The sequence below is a fragment of the Aeromicrobium sp. genome, assembly GCF_049587115.1.
Taxonomy (GTDB): Bacteria; Actinomycetota; Actinomycetes; order Propionibacteriales; family Nocardioidaceae; genus Aeromicrobium.
Window position 1 is genome coordinate 1 of record NZ_JBAVDI010000035.1, and the last position, 18,640, is coordinate 18,640.

Sequence of the window (18,640 nt, forward strand, 5' to 3'; positions counted from 1 at the left end):
CTCACGTGTTACTCACCCGTTCGCCGCTCGTGTACTCCCGAAGGAGCCTTACCGCTCGACTTGCATGTGTTAAGCACGCCGCCAGCGTTCGTCCTGAGCCAGGATCAAACTCTCCGTTGAAAGTGCACTGACCCGAGGGCCAGCAGTTCACAACTTCAGTTCGACTCTGACAAACTATTTGCTGACAAATAAATTGTCGGAATTGATTCCATCGATCTTCTCGGCGAGCCGAAGCTCTCCGATTGGTCTCGACGGGGTATTACTAATTAATCTCGTCGACTTTTGGCACACTGTTGAGTTCTCAAGGATCAGACGCTCACCTCAACTTCGACCTTTCGGTCTCCGCCTTGGGGCAACTCGTCTAACTTACATGGTTCGTTTTCACCGGTCAAACCCGGGTCGGTCACCATGATTCAGCCCCCGTTATCCGCGGTCCGTCTCCGGGAGCCTCGTGTTGCTGAGGCGCCGTGCCGTTGACCGTTTCGGTTGAGCTGGCTGGAAGCTCCGAGCGACCGGCCGCTTGGCCTTTCGCTCCGCCGTGCTGTCCAACAAGAAGAACATTACGGGGGCCTTTCCCGCTTCGTCAAATCGGCTCAGTATGGTCCACGTCACACGGTTCTCAACCGCTGAAATGACGGGGTTCAGGACACCGACACGCCCGAGATCGAGCGTTTCCCCTTGCGGAGGACCGCCCATCTGCCGTGCAGGAGGACTGCATCGGACAACTCCAGATCGGGGTCTGAGATGCGTTGGTTGTTGACGTAGGCACCGCCTTCGGTGACGGCTCGCCGCGCTGCGGATCTGCTGTCGACGAGTCCGGTGGCCACCAGGGCATCCACGACGGTCGGTCGGTCGCTGGCGATGAGATCGACGGCCCCCGCTTCCCGCAACGCCGACGCCAAGGTCGGCTCGGGCAGATCGACCAGCTCGCCCCGGCCGAACAGCGCACGCGAGGCCAGCTCCGCCGCATCGGCCTCGGCTGACCCGTGCACGATCGTCGTGACCTCGGCTGCCAGCCGGCGCTGAGCACCACGCAGGCCTGGCTTGTCGACATGTTCGGCTTCGATCTGGGCGATCTCGTCCAGCTCCAGGAAGGTGAACTGGCGCAGGTACTCGATCACCTTGGAGTCCTCGGCCTGGATCCACGACTGGTAGAACGCGTACGGGCTGGTGAGCCCGGGATCCAGCCACACCGTTCCCGACTCGGTCTTGCCGAACTTCGTGCCGTCGGCCTTGGTGATGAGCGGAGTGGCGAGGGCGTGAACCTTCGCTCCGTCCGCGCGTCGGACGAGCTCGACGCCGGCGGTGATGTTGCCCCACTGGTCACTGCCACCGGTCTGCAGAACACACCCGTACCGGCGATGCAGCTCGAGGTAGTCCATGGACTGCAGCAGGACATAGCTGAACTCGGCGTAGCTGATGCCCGACTCCAGTCGGCTGCTGACCACGTCGCGGGCCAGCATCCTGTTGACCGGGAAGTGCTTGCCGATGTCGCGCAAGAAGTCGATCGTGCTGAGCCCGGCCGTCCAGTCCAGGTTGTTGACGACGGTCGCGCCATGATCCCCGCCGAACTCCACGAACCGGGAGACCTGGCTTTGAATCGTGTCGACCCACTCCCCCACGGTCTCCTTGGTGTTCATGATCCGCTCGCCGGCTTCCTTGGGATCACCGATCAGACCCGTCGAACCCCCGACCAGCATCAGCGGTCGGTGACCGGCCGCCTGGATCCGCCGGGCGGTGAGGATCTGCAGCAGATTGCCGATGTGAAGGCTCGGTGCCGTCGGGTCGAACCCCACGTAGTAGGTGATCGGCCCCGCTGACAGCTCCGCGCGCAGCGCGTCACGGTCCGTCGAGTGCGCGATCAGTCCTCGCGCGTCGAGGTCGTCCAGTACGTGGGTCACGGGCCAGTCCTTCGAGTCAGGGGATGCAGGGCGACCTTAGCGTGGCGCCCCGGCCCGTCAGGGCTTGACTGCGACGACTGGGACGGGCGAATCCAGCAGGATCTGTTGCGCGACGCTGCCCATGAGGGCCTTCCCGACCGGGCTGCGTTGACGCACGCCGATGACGATGAGGGTTGCCGATGCCTGCTCGGCTTCGAACAGCACCGTGCCGGAGATGTCCTCGCCCTCGACCTGGCGGACCTCGAACGGCACCTTGTCCACGGCCAGCGAGTCAGTGATCGCCTGGACGTGTCGGCCCCGGGCGTGGCCGGGGTCCAGCCGTGGCTCGAGTCGGTGGACGTTGATGATGAGCAGCGACTCATCCCTGGAACGCGCCTCTGCAGCGGCCCAGTCGAGGGCTGCGCGCCCGAACTCGTCGGGGCGGTACGCGACGGCAATTGTCATGACAAAAGCGTACCGCTGTTGTCGTACCGGCGGGAAACGGAATACCGGGCGGTCCAGATGGCGTTGCACCCGCCGTGAACAAGACGGTGAAGGTGGACATCTGGTCGGACATCGCGTGCCCGTGGTGCTTCGTCGGCAAGCGGCGCTTCGAAGCCGCTGCCACGCAGTACACCGAGGCGGGCGGTGAGGTCGCGGTCGAGTACCACTCATTCGAGCTGGCGCCAGACACCCCGGTCGACTTCGACGGGACGGAGGTCGACTTCCTGGTGCGTCACAAGGGGATGCCTGCCGAACAGGTCACCCGGATGCTCGAGCAGATGACCCAGCTCGCGACCACGGAGGGCCTGTCGTACGACTTTGACGCACTCCAGCACACCAACACGGTGAAGGCCCACGAGCTGCTGCACCACGCCAAAGCCAAGGGCCGCCAGCTCGACATGAAGGAACGGCTGCTCGCGGCCTACTTCGAGGAAGGTCGGCACGTGGGCCGGATCGACGACCTGGCGGATCTGGCCGAGGAGATCGGACTGGATCGAGCCGAGGCAGTCGAGGCGATGACGTCCGGCCAGTTCCTGCCCGCCGTGGAGGCGGACAAGGACCAGGCCTATGAGTACGGCATCAGCGGCGTGCCGTTCTTCGTCGTCGACGGCAGGTTCGGCGTCTCGGGCGCGCAGGATCCGGCCGCCTTCCTCGACATCCTGCAGAAGGCCGGGGCTGGCTCATGACCGAGCCGTTGGAGATCGTCGGCGGTGACGGACCGGCCTGCGACGACGGTGTGTGCGCGGTCCCAGATCCTGCCGACAGCCCGATCTGCGGCTGATCTGGACGGGAGTCAGGCGCGGGGGCTGCGTCTGTACGACGAGACGGTGGGATCGCCGGTGACCCAGAAGCGCCATGGCACGTCGGCGGCCCTGGACACGCCAACCCGCGGTCCCGCGCTGATCTCCGGCTCGCCGGGTGACATCTCCAGCCGTACGCCATCAGCCCCCAGCAGGTAGGTGCCGAGGTCGTCGAGCGTGAGCCCCAGCGCGCGAGCCAGGTTGCCGGGTCCACGCGCCAGTGAGACCGCCGCGACGGCCGGCCGACGCTGCTGGGCGAGCTCGATGCCCTCCACGACCTCACCAGCGCGGATCAGCACCGCCGACGCGGTCTCGGTCGGTCCCGTCACGACGTTGGCGCAGAGGTGGATGCCATAGGACCGATACACGTACAGCCGCCACGGATCGCCGTACATGATCTCCGAGCGGGCAGTGCGCGTGTAGGCGTGGGAGGCAGGATCGTGGATCCCTCCGTATGCCTCGACCTCCGTGATGCGGACGGCGACACCGTGGCCGTGCAGGACGCCCCCCAGGAGACTGCGGGCGTTGGCAACGACGTCGACGATCATCGCCTCAACGGTTGCCGAGCCGGCTGCGCAGCTCGACGAGCTGTTCGCTGACCCGTACCAACGCCGTGCCACCGCGGGAGTCGCGTGAGGACAGTGAGCCTTCCACCGTCAGCACCTCGCGGACCGCGGGAGTGAGCGCCGGCGAGATGGCCGAGAACTCATCGTCGCTCAGGTCCCACAGCTCGACCTCGCGCTCCTCGCAGGCCCGGACGCAGGCCCCCGAGAGCTCGTGGGCCTCGCGGAACGGCACGCCCTCGCGGACGAGCCACTCGGCGATGTCCGTCGCCAGAGCGAATCCCCGCGGGGCCAACGACTCCATGCGCTCGGTGTCGAACGTCGTCGTCGCGACCATCCCGGTGAAGGCTGGTAGGAGCACCTCGAGGGTGTCGATCGAGTCGAACACCGGCTCCTTGTCCTCCTGCAGGTCGCGGTTGTAGGCCAGCGGCAGCGCCTTGAGAGTTGCAAGGAGCCCCGTGAGGTTGCCGATCAGGCGTCCGGACTTGCCGCGCGCCAGCTCGGCGATGTCTGGATTCTTCTTCTGCGGCATGATGCTCGAACCCGTGGAGTAGCCGTCATGGAGGGTGACGAAGCCGAATTCCTTGGTGTTCCAGATGATGATCTCCTCGGCCAGGCGGGAGACGTCGATGCCGATCTGCGCTGTCACGAACGCGAACTCGGCGACGAAGTCGCGTGCGGCGGTGCCATCGATCGAGTTGGGCGTCGAACCGGTGAACCCGAGGTCGGCCGCCACCCGTTCGGGATCCAGACCCAGCGAGGAGCCGGCCAGTGCACCGGAGCCGTAGGGCGAATCGGCCGCGACCCGGGCGTCCCATTCGGCGAGCCGGTCCAGGTCACGCACCAGCGGCCATGCGTGAGCCAGCAGATGATGCGACAGCAGCACGGGTTGAGCGTGCTGCAGGTGCGTGCGACCGGGCATCGCAACTCCCAGATGTGCCTCTGCCTGCGCCGCGAGCGCCTCGACCAACCCCTGCACCAGGTCCGAGATCGACCGGCCGTGATCGCGCAGGTACATCTTGAACAGCGTCGCGACCTGGTCGTTGCGGGATCGGCCGGCACGAAGCCGACCGCCCAGGACCGGCCCGAGCCGCTCGAGCAGACCGCGCTCGAGCGCCGAGTGGACGTCCTCGTCGTCGGGCTGCGCGACGAACGAACCGGACTCCACGTCGGCCGCGAGCGCGTCGATGCCGGCCAGCAGGTCGGTCAGATCCTCCCGACTCAGCAGGCCCGCCGCCTGCAGAACGCCGGCATGCGCACGAGAGCCGGCCAGATCGTACGGTGCGAGCCGCCAGTCGAAGTGGGTCGATCGGGACAGCTCGATCAGCTCGGGTGAGGGACCGGAGGCGAATCGGCCACCCCACAGCCCGGTGCGGGAGGTCGGCGTCTCGGGGGAAGTCATGTGGTGGGCTCCTTCGGAGGCGATGCGGCGAGGGTGGCGAACCGGTGGGCAAGAGCCGCACCGCCGAGCGGGTCACGGCAGATCAGCATGACGGTGTCGTCGCCGGCGATCGTGCCGAGCAGATCGGTCTGGGCCGCGTGGTCGATCGAGGAGGCGAGATACTGCGCGGCGCCCGGCGGCGTGCGCAGAACGACCAGATTCGCCGAGGCCTCGGCCGTCACGAGAAGCTCGCGGACGATCCGGGCCAGACGTGCTTGGGCGGAGGCGCTGTCCTCGGCCGGGCGAGGTGTGCGGTCGCCGCCCTCGGCAGGTACCGCGTAGACCAGTCCACCGTCCGGGTGCCGAACCCGCACCGCATCCAGCTCGACCAGGTCGCGCGAGATCGTCGACGGCGTCGCGTTGACGCCGTACGAGTCCAGCAGATCGGCCAGGTCGCCCTGTGATCGCACGAGCTGGCGCCCGAGCAGCTCGACGATCAGCTGCTGGCGTGCCGCCTTGGTCGCCGGGATCGTCATGTCGACTCCGAAGACCGGGCCAGCAACCACACCAGCAGCGCCTTCTGGGCGTGCAGGCGGTTCTCTGCCTCGTCCCACACGACGCTCTGGGGGCCATCGAGGACGTCCGAGGAGATCTCCAGGCCGCGGTAGGCCGGGAGGCAGTGCAGCACGATGGCGTCCGGTGCGGCCCCGACGAGCGCCTGCTCCGTGATCGAGAAGTCACCGAACAGCGCCAGGCGCTGCTCCTTCTCGGTCTCCTGCCCCATCGAGATCCACGTGTCGGTGATGACGACGTCCGCTCCAGCCAGAGCCTCAGAGGGATCGGCCGTCACCGAGATCGAACCACCGGTGTCCCCCGCGATCTTCTCGGCATCGGCGACGATGACCGGATCTGGCTGGTAGCCGACCGGCGCCCCGATGCGCACGTGCATGCCGGCCGTCGCGCCGCCCAGCAGGTAGGAGTGGCCCATGTTGTTCGCCCCGTCACCCAGGTACGCGACGGTCAGCCCCGCCAGTGTCCCCTTGTGCTCGATGACGGTCTGCCAGTCGGCAAGGATCTGACACGGGTGGAAGTCGTCGCTCAGAGCATTGATCACCGGGACGCCTGCGTTGGACGCCATCTGCTCCAAGCCAGTCTGGGCATAGGTCCGCCACACGATCGCACTGGTCATGCGGCCCAAAACCCGTGCCGTGTCGGGAATCGACTCCCCCCGCGCGCCCTGGGTCGTCACGGTGTCGAGGATCAGCGGACTGCCGCCGAGGTCAGCGATGCCGACGCCGAACGAGACACGGGTGCGGGTCGAGGCCTTGTCGAAGAGCACCGCGACGGTCTGCGGGCCTGCCAGCGGTTTGTGTGCGTACGGATCGGCCTTGATCGCGGCGGCAAGCACCAGCACCTCGGCCTGCTCGGCCGGACTGAGGTCGTCGTCCCGCAGGAAATGCCTGACGGTCATGTCCCCACCTCGTCGAGCACCATCCGCAGGGCCGCGACGGCATCTGCGGCCTGGGCCTCGCTGAGGATGAGCGGCGGTGCCAGCCGGAGCCGATCCGGCGTGGCGTTGTTGAGGATCAGGCCGGCCGCAAGGGCTGCCTTCTGCGCCTCGGCGGCGACAGGCCGCTCCAGCACGATGCCCACCAGGAGGCCGCGCCCGGTGACCTCCGCGACGAGCGGGTGGTCGGCCAGCCCGCGCCTGATCTGATCACCCATCGTCGTCACGTGCTCCAACAGGCCTTCGGACTCGATCGTGGCGATGACGGCGAGGGCAGCAGCCGTTGCGACGGCGTTGCCACCGAACGTGGTGCCGTGGTTGCCGGGTTGCAGCAAAACAGCGGCGTCACCGACAGCGAGGCAGGCGCCGATCGGGATACCGCCGCCGAGCCCCTTCGCGAGTGTCATGAGATCGGGAACGACACCCGAGGCGGTGTGAGCGAACCAGGCACCCGTTCGACCCATGCCGGTCTGCACCTCGTCGAACCACAGCAGGGCACCGTGCCTGGACGTGATGTCTCGCGCGGCCTGCAGATAGCCTTCGGGCGGCACGACGACGCCGGCCTCGCCCTGGATCGGCTCGAGCAGGACCGCCGCGACCGTGTCATCGACTGCGGCCTCCAGCGCCGCCGAGTCGCCGTACGGAACCCAGCTGACGTCACCCGGCAACGGCTCGAAGGGTGCGCGATACGCCTCCTTGGAGGTCAGGGCCAGCGCACCCATCGTGCGGCCGTGGAACGAGCCCTCCGCCACGACGACCTTGGTGCGTCCGGTGCGGCGGGTGACCTTGAACGCGGCTTCATTGGCCTCTGCCCCGGAGTTCGTGAAGAACACGCGTGCGTCGTGACCGAGCAGCTCGACGAGCTTCTCGGCGAGGCCGATCTGGGGTGCAGTCGCGAAGATGTTGGAGGTGTGTCCCAGCGTCGACAGCTGCGTCGTGACGGCCTCGATGATCGCCGGATGGGCGTGCCCCAGGGCGTTGACCGCGATGCCGGCCAGCAGGTCGAGGTAGCGGGTGCCCTCGTCGTCCCAGACGTAGGCTCCGTCACCCTTGACCAGCAGACGAGCCGGGGTGCCGAAGGTGTTCATCACCGCACCCTCGTAGCGCGTGACCCAGTCGCTCATGCCGAACCCTTCTTGTCGACGCTCGTGGCGTACAGCGCGGTGCGGATGCGGGTCTCGACGCCCGGCACGACCTGCGTGCCGACGCCTTCGTCGGTGAAGATCTCCAGCAGGACAGCATGCGGCTCCCGGCCATCGATCACCGTCGCGCGCTTGACCCCTTCCTGCACTGCCTTGAGGCAGGCCGTCATCTTGGGGATCATTCCGGTCGAGAGGCTCGGGATGATCTCCGCGAGTGACTCGGGGCTGATCTCGCCGATGACATCCGAGCTGTTGGGCCAATCGGCGTACAGCCCCTCGACGTCGGTCAGGACCAGGAGCTTCTCGGCGCCCAGCGCAACCGCGAGCGCTGCCGCAGCGGTGTCCGCATTGACGTTGTGGACCTGACCGCTCGCGTCCGGCGCAACCGTCGAGACGACCGGGATGCGGCCTGCGTCGATCAGATCCTGAACAGCCTCGGGTCGTACGTCGACGACCTCGCCGACCAGGCCGATGTCCGTCTCGACCCCGTCGATCACCGGCATGGTCTTCTGGGCCGTGAACAGGCCACCGTCCTCACCTGACAGACCCACCGCGAGCTCACCGTGCTGGTTCAGCAGGCCCACGAGCTCGCGCCCGACCTGACCGGTCAGCACCATGCGAACGACGTCCATCGTCTCGGGCGTCGTCACCCGCAGCCCACCGCGGAACTCCGACTCGATGTCGAGCCTGTCGAGCATCGCACTGATCTGCGGGCCCCCACCGTGCACCACGACAGGCTTGAAGCCGGCCATCCGGAGGAACACGATGTCCTCGGCGAAGGCGTGCTTGAGGGTCTCGTCGGTCATGGCGTTGCCGCCGTACTTCACCACCACGACCTTGCCGTGGTACTTCTTCAGCCACGGCAGGGCCTGGGCAAGGGTGGCGGCCTTGTCGGTCGCCTTCTTCCAGTCTGCGGGGTGCCACTCGTCGGGAGTGTTCAGGTCTTCGCTCATGAGGAGTACGCCGAATTCTCGTGGACGTACGCCTGGGTCAGGTCGTTGGTCCAGATGGTGCCCGTTGCCGAGCCTGACTTGAGATCGATCGTCACCGACACGGCCCGCTCGGAGAGGTCGATCCCGTCCGGCGACTCCCCCGGGCCGCTCTGCCGGCAGACCCAGACACCGTTGAGGGACACATCCAGATCACCCGGATCGAACGTCGCTTGCGTCGTCCCGACCGAGGCCAGGATGCGGCCCCAGTTGGGGTCCTTGCCGAAGATCGCGCACTTGAACAGATTGCTGCGGGCCACCGAGCGACCGACCTCGAGCGCCTCGTCGACGCTCGCAGCATTGATCACCTCGATCGCGATCTCGTGGTCCGCTCCCTCGGCGTCCGCCAGCAGCTGCATCGCCAGATCTCGACAGACCGCCGTCACGGCATCGGTGAACGCTGCGGAGTCTGGGGTCGTGCCGGCGGCGCCGCTGGCCATCAGCAGCACCGTGTCGTTGGTCGACTGGCAGCCGTCCGAGTCCAGCCGGTCGAAGGTCTGCGCCGTTGCTGCCCGCAGCGCCGCGTCGGCGGTGGCGGGGTCGACGTCGGCGTCGGTCGTGATGACCACGAGCATCGTCGCCAGAGCTGGTGCCAGCATGCCAGCGCCCTTGGCCATCCCCCCGATCGTCCAGCCGTCACCTTGAGCGACGGCCTCCTTGGCCACTGAGTCTGTCGTCATGATCGCCGTTGCGGCGGCGTGCCCGCCGTCGGGGCTCTGGGAGTCCAGGGCAGAGCGTACGCCGGAGAGCAGCGCCTCACGATCGTTGAGCAGGCCGATCAGCCCGGTCGAGCAGATCTGGACGTCGATGGCGCCGGCACCCAGTGCCGCGGCCACGGTCTCCGCAGTCTGATGAGTCGTGGTGAAGCCCTCCGGACCGGTGTAGCAGTTGGCACCACCGGAGTTGATCGCGACGGCGACCGCCGATCCGCTCTTGATCGCCTCCTCGCTCCAGAGAACCGGGTTGGCCTTGCACCGGTTGCTGGTGAAGACTGCGGCAGCGGTCTTGGTCGGACCCGTGTTGACGACCACCGCGACGTCCGGCGCGCCGGTCCCCTTCAACCCGGCGGCGACGCCTGCTGCGGTGAATCCCTTGGCTGCTGTGACGCTCATGCCGGGATCCTGCCGGAACGTGCGGTCAGGTTGGCATGGGTCATGGCGCCGTTCCGATCGTTGAGAGTCCCATGGTCTCGTCGAGACCCAGGGCGAGGTTCATGGACTGGATTGCTCCGCCAGCGGTGCCCTTGACCAGGTTGTCGATCGCGGACACCACGACCAGACGTCGAGCCCGAGCATCGATCGCGAACTGGACCTGCGCGGAGTTCGCGCCGAGCGTCGCGGCCGTGGTCGGCCACTGTCCCTCGGGCAGCAGGTGGATGAACGGTTCGTCGGCGTACACCGCTTCGTACGCGGCCCGCACCATGGTCAGATCGACCCCGTCGCTGATCTTGGCAGTTGTCGTGGCGAGAATGCCCCGGGCCATCGGCACCAGCGTGGGAGTGAAGGAGATCGAGACCTCACCAGCGCCGGCCGCCCGCAGATTCTGCATGATCTCGGGAACGTGACGGTGGGTGCCGCCAACCCCGTATGCCGAGGCAGCGCCCAGGCCTTCGGCAGCCATCAGATGGGTCTTGGCCGCCTTGCCCGCGCCGGAGTATCCGTTCGCGAGCACCGCCACGAGGTCCAGCGACTCCACGAGACCGGCGGCCACCGCGGGCTGAATCCCCAGCGTGATCGCCGTGACGTTGCAGCCCGGGACCGCTATGCGCTTGACCCCCCGGAGAGCTTCACGCTGCCGTCCCACTCCGACCATGAGCTCGGGGAGTCCGTACGGCCAGGTTCCGGCGTGCTCGCCGCCGTAGAACTCGGTCCAGTCGGCCGCGGAGGTCAGCCGGAAGTCTGCTCCACAGTCGATCACCAGGACGTCGGGCCCGAGCTGGGCCGCAACCGCTCCCGACTGACCGTGCGGAAGGCCGAGGAACACGACATCGTGACCCGCCAGGGTCTCGCTCGTCGTGGGTTGCAGCATCCGGTCGGCCAGCGGAAGCAGGTGTGGATGATGTGCGCCGAGCGGCGTCCCGGCGCTGGAGGCCGCGGTGAGCGCGCCGATCTCGATGTCGGGGTGGGACAGCAACAGGCGCAGCACCTCGCCCCCGGCGTACCCGCTCGCGCCGGCGACGGCTGCGGTGATCGTGGTCATCTCTCCACCTTTGCAGAGTTGTGGTCCGAGGGTCTCCCCCGGTCCGGGATCAATCTGTGCCGAACTCCATCGCCGCGAAGTCCAGCGCCTGCTCCTCCTCGTCGGGAGAGGCACCACGCGAGGCGATTGCCTCGGCGCCGCCGGGCTCCATCGCTCCGATCAGCTCGGTGTGCGACGCGCCGATCATGCCCAACGCCGCATACTGCTCGAGCTTGGCACGCGAGTCGGCGATGTCCAGGTTGCGCATCGTGAGCTGACCGATCCGGTCTCCGGGACCGAACGCCGAGTCGACCGTGCGCTCCATGGACAGCTTGTCGGGGTGATAGCTGAATCCAGCCCCCTGCGTGTCCAGGATCGAGTAGTCCTCCCCGCGGCGAAGCCGCAACGTGACCGATCCGGTGACCGCTGAGCCGACCCAGCGCTGCAGTGACTCACGGATCATCAACGCCTGGGGGTCCAGCCACCGCCCCTCATACATCAATCGGCCGAGCCGGCGCCCGTCGTCGTGGTAGCTGGCGAGGGTGTCCTCATTGTGAATCGCATTGACCAGTCGTTCGTAGGCGATGTGCAGCAGGGCCAGACCCGGCGCCTCGTAGATGCCGCGACTCTTGGCTTCGATGATGCGGTTCTCGATCTGGTCGGACATGCCCAGCCCGTGCCGCCCTCCGATCGTGTTGGCCTCATGGACCAACGACACGTCCGAGCCGAACGACTTCCCGTTGATCGAGACCGGCCAGCCACGTTCGAACCCGATCGTGACGTCCTCGGTCGCGATCTCGACCTCGGGGTCCCAGAACTTGACGCCCATGATCGGCTCGACGGTCTCCAGGCTGGTGTCGAGGTGCTCCAGCGTCTTGGCCTCGTGGGTCGCGCCCCAGATGTTGGCATCGGTCGAGTAGGCCTTCTCGGTGCTGTCGCGGTACGGCAGGTCGTGCTCCACGAGCCACTCGCTCATCTCCTTGCGACCGCCCAGCTCGTGCACGAAGTCAGCGTCCAACCAGGGCTTGTAGATCCGCAGGTGCGGGTTGGCCAGAAGTCCATAGCGATAGAACCGCTCGATGTCGTTGCCCTTGAACGTCGAGCCGTCGCCCCAGATCTGGACGTCGTCCTCGAGCATCGCGCGGACCAGCAGCGTGCCCGTGACGGCACGTCCCAAGGGAGTGGTGTTGAAGTAGGCCCGTCCGCCGGAGCGGATGTGGAACGCACCGCAGGTCACGGCGGCAAGACCCTCCTCGACCAGCGCAGCCCGGCAGTCGATCAGGCGGGCGATCTCTGCGCCGTAAGCGGTGGCCCGATTCGGCACCGAAGCGATGTCCGGCTCGTCGTACTGACCGATGTCGGCGGTGTAGGTGCAGGGAATCGCGCCCTTGTCGCGCATCCAAGCGACGGCGACCGAGGTGTCGAGACCTCCGGAGAAGGCTATGCCGACGCGTTCGCCGGTGGGCAGGCTGGTGAGAACTTTGGACATGTCTCCCATTCTTGCATGGCTTCGCAATTTATTGCAGCCGGGTCCGGCTCAAGCCCAGTCCTGGATGTCTCACCGGCCCCTAGGATGCACCCATGAGACGGATCGGCCTGCGTGTCGTGGCACTGGTCGCGACTGCTGGAGTCGTGCTCATCCCGGCCTTGGTGGCGCTGGTGCCGACGACGCCGACCGCAACCGGGCCGGATCCCGTGCGCATCACGGACTACACCGCGACGTACACGCTTCTCGATCGCGGCAACCTGGTCGCGAAGGAGCAGATCACGACCGAGTTCCCGGTGGGCCGGCACGGCATCTTTCGGTTCTGGGACCTTGCCGACCCCAGCGACAAGCACGTCCGACTCAAGCCAAAGAACATCTCGGTCGAGCTCGACGGCCTCAGCGTGCCGTACGAGCTGGACTGGCAGCTGGGCCGGCACCTCCGCGTGGCCAAGATCGGCGATCCGGACTCGTTCGTCTCCGCCGGCACGCACGTCTACACGATCGTCTACCAGATCGACGGTGCGGTCGCGCCCAGCACGGTCGGGCAGGGTGACTTCTCCTCGTCGAGCTGGACCGACGATCGACCCGGCTCGTCGGCGTTCTACTGGAACGTCGTGGCGCAGGGATGGCAGATGGACATCGACCGATCGAGCGTCACTGTCAACCTGCCGGTCAAGTCCGGCAAGGTCCAGTGCACGTCGGGTGTGGGCGGCGGTGACGCGTGCGACGTCGCCGGCGAAGGAACCGACCAGGTCACCGTCGAGACTGGCAACCTTCCTCCCCGCACCCCCGTGACCGTGCGGATCGGCCTCCCGATCAAGACCCCGGATCGCGAGACCGTGCCCTGGTCGATCGGTGCCGACCGCGCCCTCGGCGACAGCGTCACCGGACTCGGTGTCGTTCTCGCGATTGCCCTCGGTGCCCTGCTGCTTGGGTATCGCCTCGATCACCGGTCTCGCGAGGATGAGCCGGGCTACCCGGTGATGTATGAGCCGCCGCGAGGACTCGGTCCGGTGCAGACGGCGTACCTGACGAGCGAGACCGTTCCTCGTCGCGGCCTGGTCGCCACGATGCTCTATCAGGCCGAGCAGGGGCTGACGACGCTGACCCGACGCGGCGACCGCTCGTGGACCGTCGCCGGTATCGGTGACGCCTCCGCGTGGTCGGGTACCGACGACATCACCCGCTTCGTCGGCGAGTCGCTCGGCGTGACCGAACCCGGATCGATCTTCACCTCAAGCCCCTCGTCGGTCCCGTCGGGTCAGCAGCTGCAGACCGTGCAGGCTGGCCTGGGGGCTCGCGTCAGCGCGTGGGCCGAAGGAGCCGGGGCGCAGCGGAAGGCTCGCTCGGAGAGCCTCGCTAGGTTGGCTGTCATCGGGGCCGCGATCCTCCTCGGCGTCACGGCGATCTTCTTCCACCCCGCGGTTTCGATGTACCTGTTGCCCCTAGGGGCGTTCGTGATCGGGGGCATCGGCCTGATGACCGCCGGAGTCGGCACCCGGCGCACGGCGCTCGGCCGCGACCTGTGGTCCCGCGCCGGCGGCTTCCAGCAACTGCTCTCGACAGACTCGGCCGAGAGCCGCTTCGAGTTCAGCGGCGAGCGGGATCTCTACACGGCGTTCATCCCCTACGCCGTCGCCTTCGACTGTGCCGACCGCTGGGCCCGGAAGTACGAGATCACCACTGGCGCTCCGGCACCCGTCCCGCTCTGGTACTCCGGGGGCAGCGACGCCGGTTCAACCACCCACGGCATGACGCAGCACGACGCATTCTCTGGTCTCGATTCCTCTCTGGCATCATCGATCAGCGCCTATTCGGCTACCCAGTCCTCGTCATCCTCGAGTGGTGGAGGAGGGGGCGGTGGCGGAGGAGGTGGTGGAGGAGGTTCTTGGTAGTTCCGATACGTTCCCGCAGCACCCATCCCAACGAGGAGAACCCATGCTCTGGATCATTCTGGCCGTACTGATCGCCCTTGGCCTGTTCGCGGTCTACGCATTCAACCGCCTGCGCCGAGTCGACATCGGTGCGCAGGAGGCGCTGGGCGGGATCGACGTCCAGCTGACCCGTCGCGCCGACCTGATCCCCAACCTGGTCAACACCGTCAAGGGGTACGCCGAGCACGAAAAGGGCGTCTTCGAGACCGTGACGGCGGCGCGCGCTGGCGCCGCGAACGCCGCGAAGAGCGGCACGGTTGCCGAGAAGGCCGCCGCCGAGGCCACGCTCGACCACGCGATCATCGACGTTCTGGCTGTCGCTGAGGCGTACCCCGACCTCAGGGCGTCAGCCAACTTCCAGGCACTGCAGACCGAGCTCTCCGACACCGAGAACAAGATCTCGTTCGCTCGCCAGTACTACAACGACGCGGTCTCCACGCTCAACAGGCTGGTCCGCACGATCCCCTGGCTGCTGTTCGCCGGTGTCGCCGGCGTAGGCGCGCGAGAGTTCTATGCAGCTCCCGACGGCCAGCAGGTCCCGCCCGCTGTCACGTTCTGATCTCTTCCGGCACCGCAGCACCGCCTGCCGCCCCCCTGCAGGCCGTCCTGCGACTGGCCACCCGTCACATGAGTCAGGCGCGAAGACTGGCTCCCTGGCTCGAGCCGGCCGCCGCGACGGCGGCTTCTCGGGCCGTCCGGATCTCCTCATCCGCCAGGGTCCGGTCGGGGGCACGGAGCCGCAGCGCAAAGGCCAGCGACTTCTTGCCCGCCGGGACCTGGTCGCCGACATAGACGTCGAACAGGCGCACCGACTCGATCAGCGGGCTCGAAGCGGCCAGCGCGTCGTGCACTGCCGAGGCCGGGACGGTGTCGTCGACGATCAGGGCCAGATCTTCCTTGGCCACCGGGAACGACGAGAACTCCGGTCGCGGACCGACCTCGGGGGACGCCTCGATCAACGCGTCGAGATCGACCTCGGCAGCCACGACCCCCGCGGGCAATCCGTACGCCTTGAGCACGCGGGGATGCAGCTCGCCGGCGTGCCCGATGACCCGGCCGTCAAGCAGGACGGCTGCACACCGGCCTGGATGCCACGGCATGATCTGCGCCTGCTGCACCTCGACCTCGATGTGGAGCACGTCCGCGAGTCGCTGCACCACCGCGATCGCGTCACCCCACATGGCTTGTCGCCCCGAGCCCGCCCAGCCAGATCGGACCAGCTCACCGCTCATCACGAGTCCGACGTGGTGCGGCTGGTCCGGCAGCGCGGCCTCGAGAGCAGCGATCTGTTCGGCCGACGGCCGACGGTCGACGCCGTAGATCGGCGCCTCCGCCCCACCGGCGCGGGGCAGGAACACCCGCCCGCTCTCGACGAGATGCACGTCGGCGTGACCGCGCCCGACGTTCAGAACCAGGCTGCGAAGCAGACCGGTCAACAGGGTGGTCGTCATGCCGGGTTCTTCGGCGGACAACGGATTCTCCAGGAGCACCTGTTGGCGTCGCACGTCATCGGCCGGGAGGCCGAGCCGGTCGAAGTCGCCGGCGCCCGCGAAGGGGAAGGTCAGGACCTCGGTGAGCCCCTGTCCTGCCAGCACCATGCCGACCCTGCGCCGCAGCTTCTGTGCGACGGTGAGCCCGCGGCCAGCGGGGGCCACCGGGAGGACCGACGGCACCTGGTCATAGCCCACGACCCGGAGAATCTCCTCCACGAGGTCGTTGGGGTCGTTGATGTCGAAGCGCCAGCTCGGCGGTGTCGCCGTGAGCGAGCTGTGATCGAGCGACACCTCGCACCCGTTGCCCTCCAGCGCCTGCACGGCCGTGGTCGGGTCGATCTCGACACCCGACACGCGCGTCGGCAGGTCGATTGCCATCCGGACCGCGGCGTGACCGGCGGGCGAGCCGACGACCGTCATGCCCTCGTCGATCGAGCCCCCGCCATGCTCGGCGAGCAGCTCGGCGACACGTTGGGCGGCACGAGCCGGCAAGGCCGGATCCACGCCTCGCTCGTAACGCTTGGACGCCTCGGAGGGGAGCTTGTGAAGCCGCGCCGTACGGGCGATCATCGGCGCCTTCCAGTGCGCCGCCTCGATCAGGATGTCGGTCGTGGCACGCGAGAGCTCGGTCTCCTCGCCTCCCATGACACCCGCCAGACCGATCGGACCACGGTCGTCGACGATCACCGTGTCCTGGGCCGACAGGGAGCGGACGACACCGTCGAGGGTCGTCAGCTTCTCCCCCGCGGTCGCCCGACGAACGACGATCGGGCCCTGCAACGTGGCCCGGTCATAGCCGTGGATCGGGTGACCCAGCTCGAGCATGACGTAGTTGGTGATGTCGACAGCCAGCGAGATCGACCGCATGCCAGCCTGCTCGATGCGCTGAGCCATCCACCGCGGTGTGGGCCGAGCGGGGTCGAACCCCGTGACGGCCCGCGCCGCGAACACCGGGCACGCATCGGAGTCCTCGACCCGGATCGGGTAGCCCTCGCCGGAGCTGGGCACGCGGATGTCGGCCGGATCGGCGAAGTCGAGGCCGTACGCGAGGGCCGTGTCCCGCCCGACGCCGCGCATGGACAGTGCGTAGCCCCGATCGGGGTTGACCTCCAGGTCCAGCACCTCCGCTCCCAGCCCCAGCAGATCGATCGCATCCTCACCCGGCAGCGCGGAGCCCGGGTCCAGCACGATGATGCCGTCGGCGTCGCCCGGGATGCCGAGCTCGGCGCCCGAGCAGATCATTCCGTCGGAGATGTGCCCGTAGGTCTTGCGCGCGGCGATGGCGAATCCGCCGGGCAGGACAGCACCGGGCAGCGACACCACGACCAGGTCGCCCTCGACGAAGTTGTGCGCACCGCACACGATGCCGCGGCCACCGTCGGCGTCGTTGTGCTCGGCGCCGACGTCGACCCGACACCAGTTGATCGTCTTGCCGTTCTTCTGCGGTTCCTTGTCCAGCGACAGCACGCGACCTGCCACCAGGGGACCCGTGACGACGTCGCCGATGATCTCCTCGAGCTTGAGGTCGAACTGGGTCAGCCGAGCAGCGAGCTGTTCGGTCGAGATTGAGTCAGGCAGGCCGACGAGCTCACGCAGCCATTCCACGGGTACCCGCATCAGAGCTCAACTCCGAACGGCTGGGTGAAGCGAATGTCGCCGTCGTACAGGTCACGCAAGTCGGCAATGTCGTAGCGCGAGGTGATCGTGCGATCCAGGCCGATGCCGAACGCGAATCCGGAATAGCGATCTGGGTCGACACCGCAGGCGATCAGCACGCGAGGGTTGACCACCCCGCATCCGCCCCATTCGACCCAGCCCTCGCCCTTGCAGGTGCGGCAATCCGCGACGGCATCGGGCTCGTTGTGGCACACGTAGCACAACAGGTCCATCTCGGCGCTCGGCTCGGTGAACGGAAAGTACGAGGGTCGGAATCGCGTCGTCATGCCATCTCCGTAGATCGCCCTGGCGAGGTGGTCGAGCGTTCCCTTGAGATGCGCCATCGACAAGCCCTCGTCGATCGCCAAGCCCTCGACCTGGTGGAACACCGGCGAGTGGGTGGCATCAAGCTCGTCGGTGCGATAGACGCGTCCGGGACACACGACATAGATCGGGGGTTCACGGGTCAGCATCGTGCGCGCCTGCACCGGCGAGGTGTGGGTGCGCAGGACCATCGCGGCCCGCTCCGGGGTCACCCAGAAGGTGTCCTGCATCGTCCGGGCGGGATGGTCCGGTCCGAGGTTGAGCGCGTCGAAGTTGAGCCACTCGGCCTCGACCTCGGGCCCTTCGGCCACCTCCCAACCCATCGCGACGAAGATGTCGCCGACATGTTCCTGGATCATCGTCACCGGATGGCGTGCACCCACGGGCGTCACGTCCCACGGCAGGGTCACGTCGACGGCCTCGGTGACCAGCGATCGCTCCTCTTCCTCGGTCTCGACCTGAGCAGTTCGGGCGGCGAGGGCCTGGTTGATCGCACCACGCGCCTGGCCGACGCGCTGTCCGGCCTCCTTGCGTGCCTGCGGAGGCAATGCGCCGATCTCTCGATTGGCCAAGGCCAGCGGCGAACGGTCCCCGACATGGTCGAGTCGGGCCTGCTTGAGCGTTTCCAGCGTGTCGGCAGCGGCTATCGCCGCCAGGGCCTCGTCTCGCATTCGTTCGACCTCGTCGGCGCGCAAGGGAGTGACCTCCACAGGGTCGTACGAGGAGTTGGGCGCGGACATACGGGCCTTCCGGAGAGCTCGGGTGGGGTGTTGACCTCGAGTTTATCGGTCCCAGCTGTGTCG

At 67.5% G+C, this 18,640-nt stretch carries 16 protein-coding genes and 1 rRNA gene; 3 read left to right on the forward strand and 14 right to left on the reverse strand.

Annotated features, from left to right (window positions below; all coding sequences use genetic code 11):
* From WB461_RS03765 to WB461_RS03775, 3 genes are all read right to left on the reverse strand, one after another.
* Nucleotides 1–120, reverse strand: a 16S ribosomal RNA gene (locus WB461_RS03765); the annotation flags it as partial.
* 521 nt (nucleotides 121–641) lie between these two features.
* Nucleotides 642–1,901 carry a tyrosine--tRNA ligase gene (tyrS, locus tag WB461_RS03770; RefSeq protein WP_423851381.1) on the reverse strand — a complete coding sequence of 420 codons (1,260 nt, stop codon included), beginning with the start codon at nucleotides 1,899–1,901 and terminating at the stop codon, nucleotides 642–644.
* 57 nt (nucleotides 1,902–1,958) lie between these two features.
* Nucleotides 1,959–2,345, reverse strand: coding sequence for a universal stress protein (locus WB461_RS03775; protein WP_423851382.1), 387 nt, complete (start codon nucleotides 2,343–2,345; stop codon nucleotides 1,959–1,961).
* A 74-nt stretch (nucleotides 2,346–2,419) separates the two neighbouring features.
* Here WB461_RS03775 and WB461_RS03780 point away from each other — a divergent pair, with 74 nt between their 5' ends.
* Nucleotides 2,420–3,070: a DsbA family oxidoreductase gene (locus WB461_RS03780; protein WP_423851383.1), complete on the forward strand. Its 651-nt coding sequence runs from the start codon at nucleotides 2,420–2,422 to the stop codon at nucleotides 3,068–3,070.
* A gap of 107 nt (nucleotides 3,071–3,177) precedes the next feature.
* Here WB461_RS03780 and WB461_RS03785 read toward each other — a convergent pair whose 3' ends face one another.
* The 9 genes from WB461_RS03785 to argG are packed head-to-tail and all read right to left on the reverse strand — an operon-like array spanning nucleotide 3,178 to nucleotide 12,433.
* The gene (locus tag WB461_RS03785; RefSeq protein ID WP_423851384.1) at nucleotides 3,178–3,732 is read right to left on the reverse strand and encodes a DNA-3-methyladenine glycosylase; all 555 of its coding nucleotides are present in this window, start codon (nucleotides 3,730–3,732) and stop codon (nucleotides 3,178–3,180) included.
* A gap of 4 nt (nucleotides 3,733–3,736) precedes the next feature.
* Nucleotides 3,737–5,149 carry an argininosuccinate lyase gene (gene argH, locus WB461_RS03790; protein ID WP_423851385.1) on the reverse strand — a complete coding sequence of 471 codons (1,413 nt, stop codon included), beginning with the start codon at nucleotides 5,147–5,149 and terminating at the stop codon, nucleotides 3,737–3,739.
* Entirely contained in the window at nucleotides 5,146–5,664 is a 519-nt protein-coding gene (locus WB461_RS03795; RefSeq protein WP_423851386.1) for an arginine repressor, read from the reverse strand. Before WB461_RS03795 ends, argH begins: the two co-directional genes overlap by 4 nt.
* Nucleotides 5,661–6,599, reverse strand: a complete 939-nt coding sequence (argF, locus tag WB461_RS03800) for an ornithine carbamoyltransferase (RefSeq protein ID WP_423851387.1) — start codon at nucleotides 6,597–6,599, stop codon at nucleotides 5,661–5,663. Before argF ends, WB461_RS03795 begins: the two co-directional genes overlap by 4 nt.
* Complete coding sequence (locus WB461_RS03805) at nucleotides 6,596–7,759, reverse strand: acetylornithine transaminase (protein WP_423851388.1); 1,164 nt, start codon at nucleotides 7,757–7,759, stop codon at nucleotides 6,596–6,598. The genes argF and WB461_RS03805 overlap by 4 nt, the downstream gene beginning before the upstream one ends.
* Complete coding sequence (gene argB / locus WB461_RS03810; RefSeq protein WP_423851389.1) at nucleotides 7,756–8,730, reverse strand: acetylglutamate kinase; 975 nt, start codon at nucleotides 8,728–8,730, stop codon at nucleotides 7,756–7,758. The genes WB461_RS03805 and argB overlap by 4 nt, the downstream gene beginning before the upstream one ends.
* Complete coding sequence (argJ, locus tag WB461_RS03815) at nucleotides 8,727–9,878, reverse strand: bifunctional glutamate N-acetyltransferase/amino-acid acetyltransferase ArgJ (protein ID WP_423851390.1); 1,152 nt, start codon at nucleotides 9,876–9,878, stop codon at nucleotides 8,727–8,729. The genes argB and argJ overlap by 4 nt, the downstream gene beginning before the upstream one ends.
* A gap of 40 nt (nucleotides 9,879–9,918) precedes the next feature.
* Entirely contained in the window at nucleotides 9,919–10,965 is a 1,047-nt protein-coding gene (argC, locus tag WB461_RS03820; protein WP_423851391.1) for an N-acetyl-gamma-glutamyl-phosphate reductase, read from the reverse strand.
* 49 nt (nucleotides 10,966–11,014) lie between these two features.
* On the reverse strand, nucleotides 11,015–12,433 hold the full coding sequence (gene argG / locus WB461_RS03825; protein ID WP_423851392.1) for an argininosuccinate synthase: 1,419 nt from the start codon (nucleotides 12,431–12,433) through the stop codon (nucleotides 11,015–11,017).
* Nucleotides 12,434–12,525: 92 nt separating this feature from the next.
* On the opposite strand from argG, the gene WB461_RS03830 reads away from it, so the two are divergent.
* Entirely contained in the window at nucleotides 12,526–14,325 is a 1,800-nt protein-coding gene (locus WB461_RS03830) for a DUF2207 domain-containing protein (RefSeq protein WP_423851393.1), read from the forward strand.
* A 43-nt stretch (nucleotides 14,326–14,368) separates the two neighbouring features.
* The gene (locus WB461_RS03835) at nucleotides 14,369–14,923 is read left to right on the forward strand and encodes a LemA family protein (RefSeq protein ID WP_423851394.1); all 555 of its coding nucleotides are present in this window, start codon (nucleotides 14,369–14,371) and stop codon (nucleotides 14,921–14,923) included.
* 73 nt (nucleotides 14,924–14,996) lie between these two features.
* On the opposite strand, the gene pheT is transcribed toward WB461_RS03835, so the two are convergent.
* Both pheT and pheS read right to left on the reverse strand, forming a co-directional pair.
* A complete protein-coding gene (gene pheT / locus WB461_RS03840) occupies nucleotides 14,997–17,474 on the reverse strand; it encodes a phenylalanine--tRNA ligase subunit beta (protein ID WP_423851395.1) in 2,478 nt (825 codons plus the stop codon).
* The gene (gene pheS / locus WB461_RS03845; RefSeq protein WP_423851396.1) at nucleotides 17,474–18,577 is read right to left on the reverse strand and encodes a phenylalanine--tRNA ligase subunit alpha; all 1,104 of its coding nucleotides are present in this window, start codon (nucleotides 18,575–18,577) and stop codon (nucleotides 17,474–17,476) included. The genes pheT and pheS overlap by 1 nt, the downstream gene beginning before the upstream one ends.
* Nucleotides 18,578–18,640: the final 63 nt, after the last annotated feature.

Coding starts and splice junctions, on each gene's coding strand:
- WB461_RS03775 (WP_423851382.1), bottom strand. CDS start 2,345: ATGACAATTGCCGTCGCGTACCGCCCCGACGAGTTCGGGCGCGCAGCC.
- WB461_RS03785 (WP_423851384.1), bottom strand. CDS start 3,732: ATGATCGTCGACGTCGTTGCCAACGCCCGCAGTCTCCTGGGGGGCGTC.
- argH (WP_423851385.1), bottom strand. CDS start 5,149: ATGACTTCCCCCGAGACGCCGACCTCCCGCACCGGGCTGTGGGGTGGC.
- WB461_RS03795 (WP_423851386.1), bottom strand. CDS start 5,664: ATGACGATCCCGGCGACCAAGGCGGCACGCCAGCAGCTGATCGTCGAG.
- argF (WP_423851387.1), bottom strand. CDS start 6,599: ATGACCGTCAGGCATTTCCTGCGGGACGACGACCTCAGTCCGGCCGAG.
- WB461_RS03805 (WP_423851388.1), bottom strand. CDS start 7,759: ATGAGCGACTGGGTCACGCGCTACGAGGGTGCGGTGATGAACACCTTC.
- argB (WP_423851389.1), bottom strand. CDS start 8,730: ATGAGCGAAGACCTGAACACTCCCGACGAGTGGCACCCCGCAGACTGG.
- argJ (WP_423851390.1), bottom strand. CDS start 9,878: ATGAGCGTCACAGCAGCCAAGGGATTCACCGCAGCAGGCGTCGCCGCC.
- argC (WP_423851391.1), bottom strand. CDS start 10,965: ATGACCACGATCACCGCAGCCGTCGCCGGCGCGAGCGGGTACGCCGGG.
- argG (WP_423851392.1), bottom strand. CDS start 12,433: ATGTCCAAAGTTCTCACCAGCCTGCCCACCGGCGAACGCGTCGGCATA.
- WB461_RS03830 (WP_423851393.1), top strand. CDS start 12,526: ATGAGACGGATCGGCCTGCGTGTCGTGGCACTGGTCGCGACTGCTGGA.
- WB461_RS03835 (WP_423851394.1), top strand. CDS start 14,369: ATGCTCTGGATCATTCTGGCCGTACTGATCGCCCTTGGCCTGTTCGCG.
- pheT (WP_423851395.1), bottom strand. CDS start 17,474: ATGCGGGTACCCGTGGAATGGCTGCGTGAGCTCGTCGGCCTGCCTGAC.
- pheS (WP_423851396.1), bottom strand. CDS start 18,577: ATGTCCGCGCCCAACTCCTCGTACGACCCTGTGGAGGTCACTCCCTTG.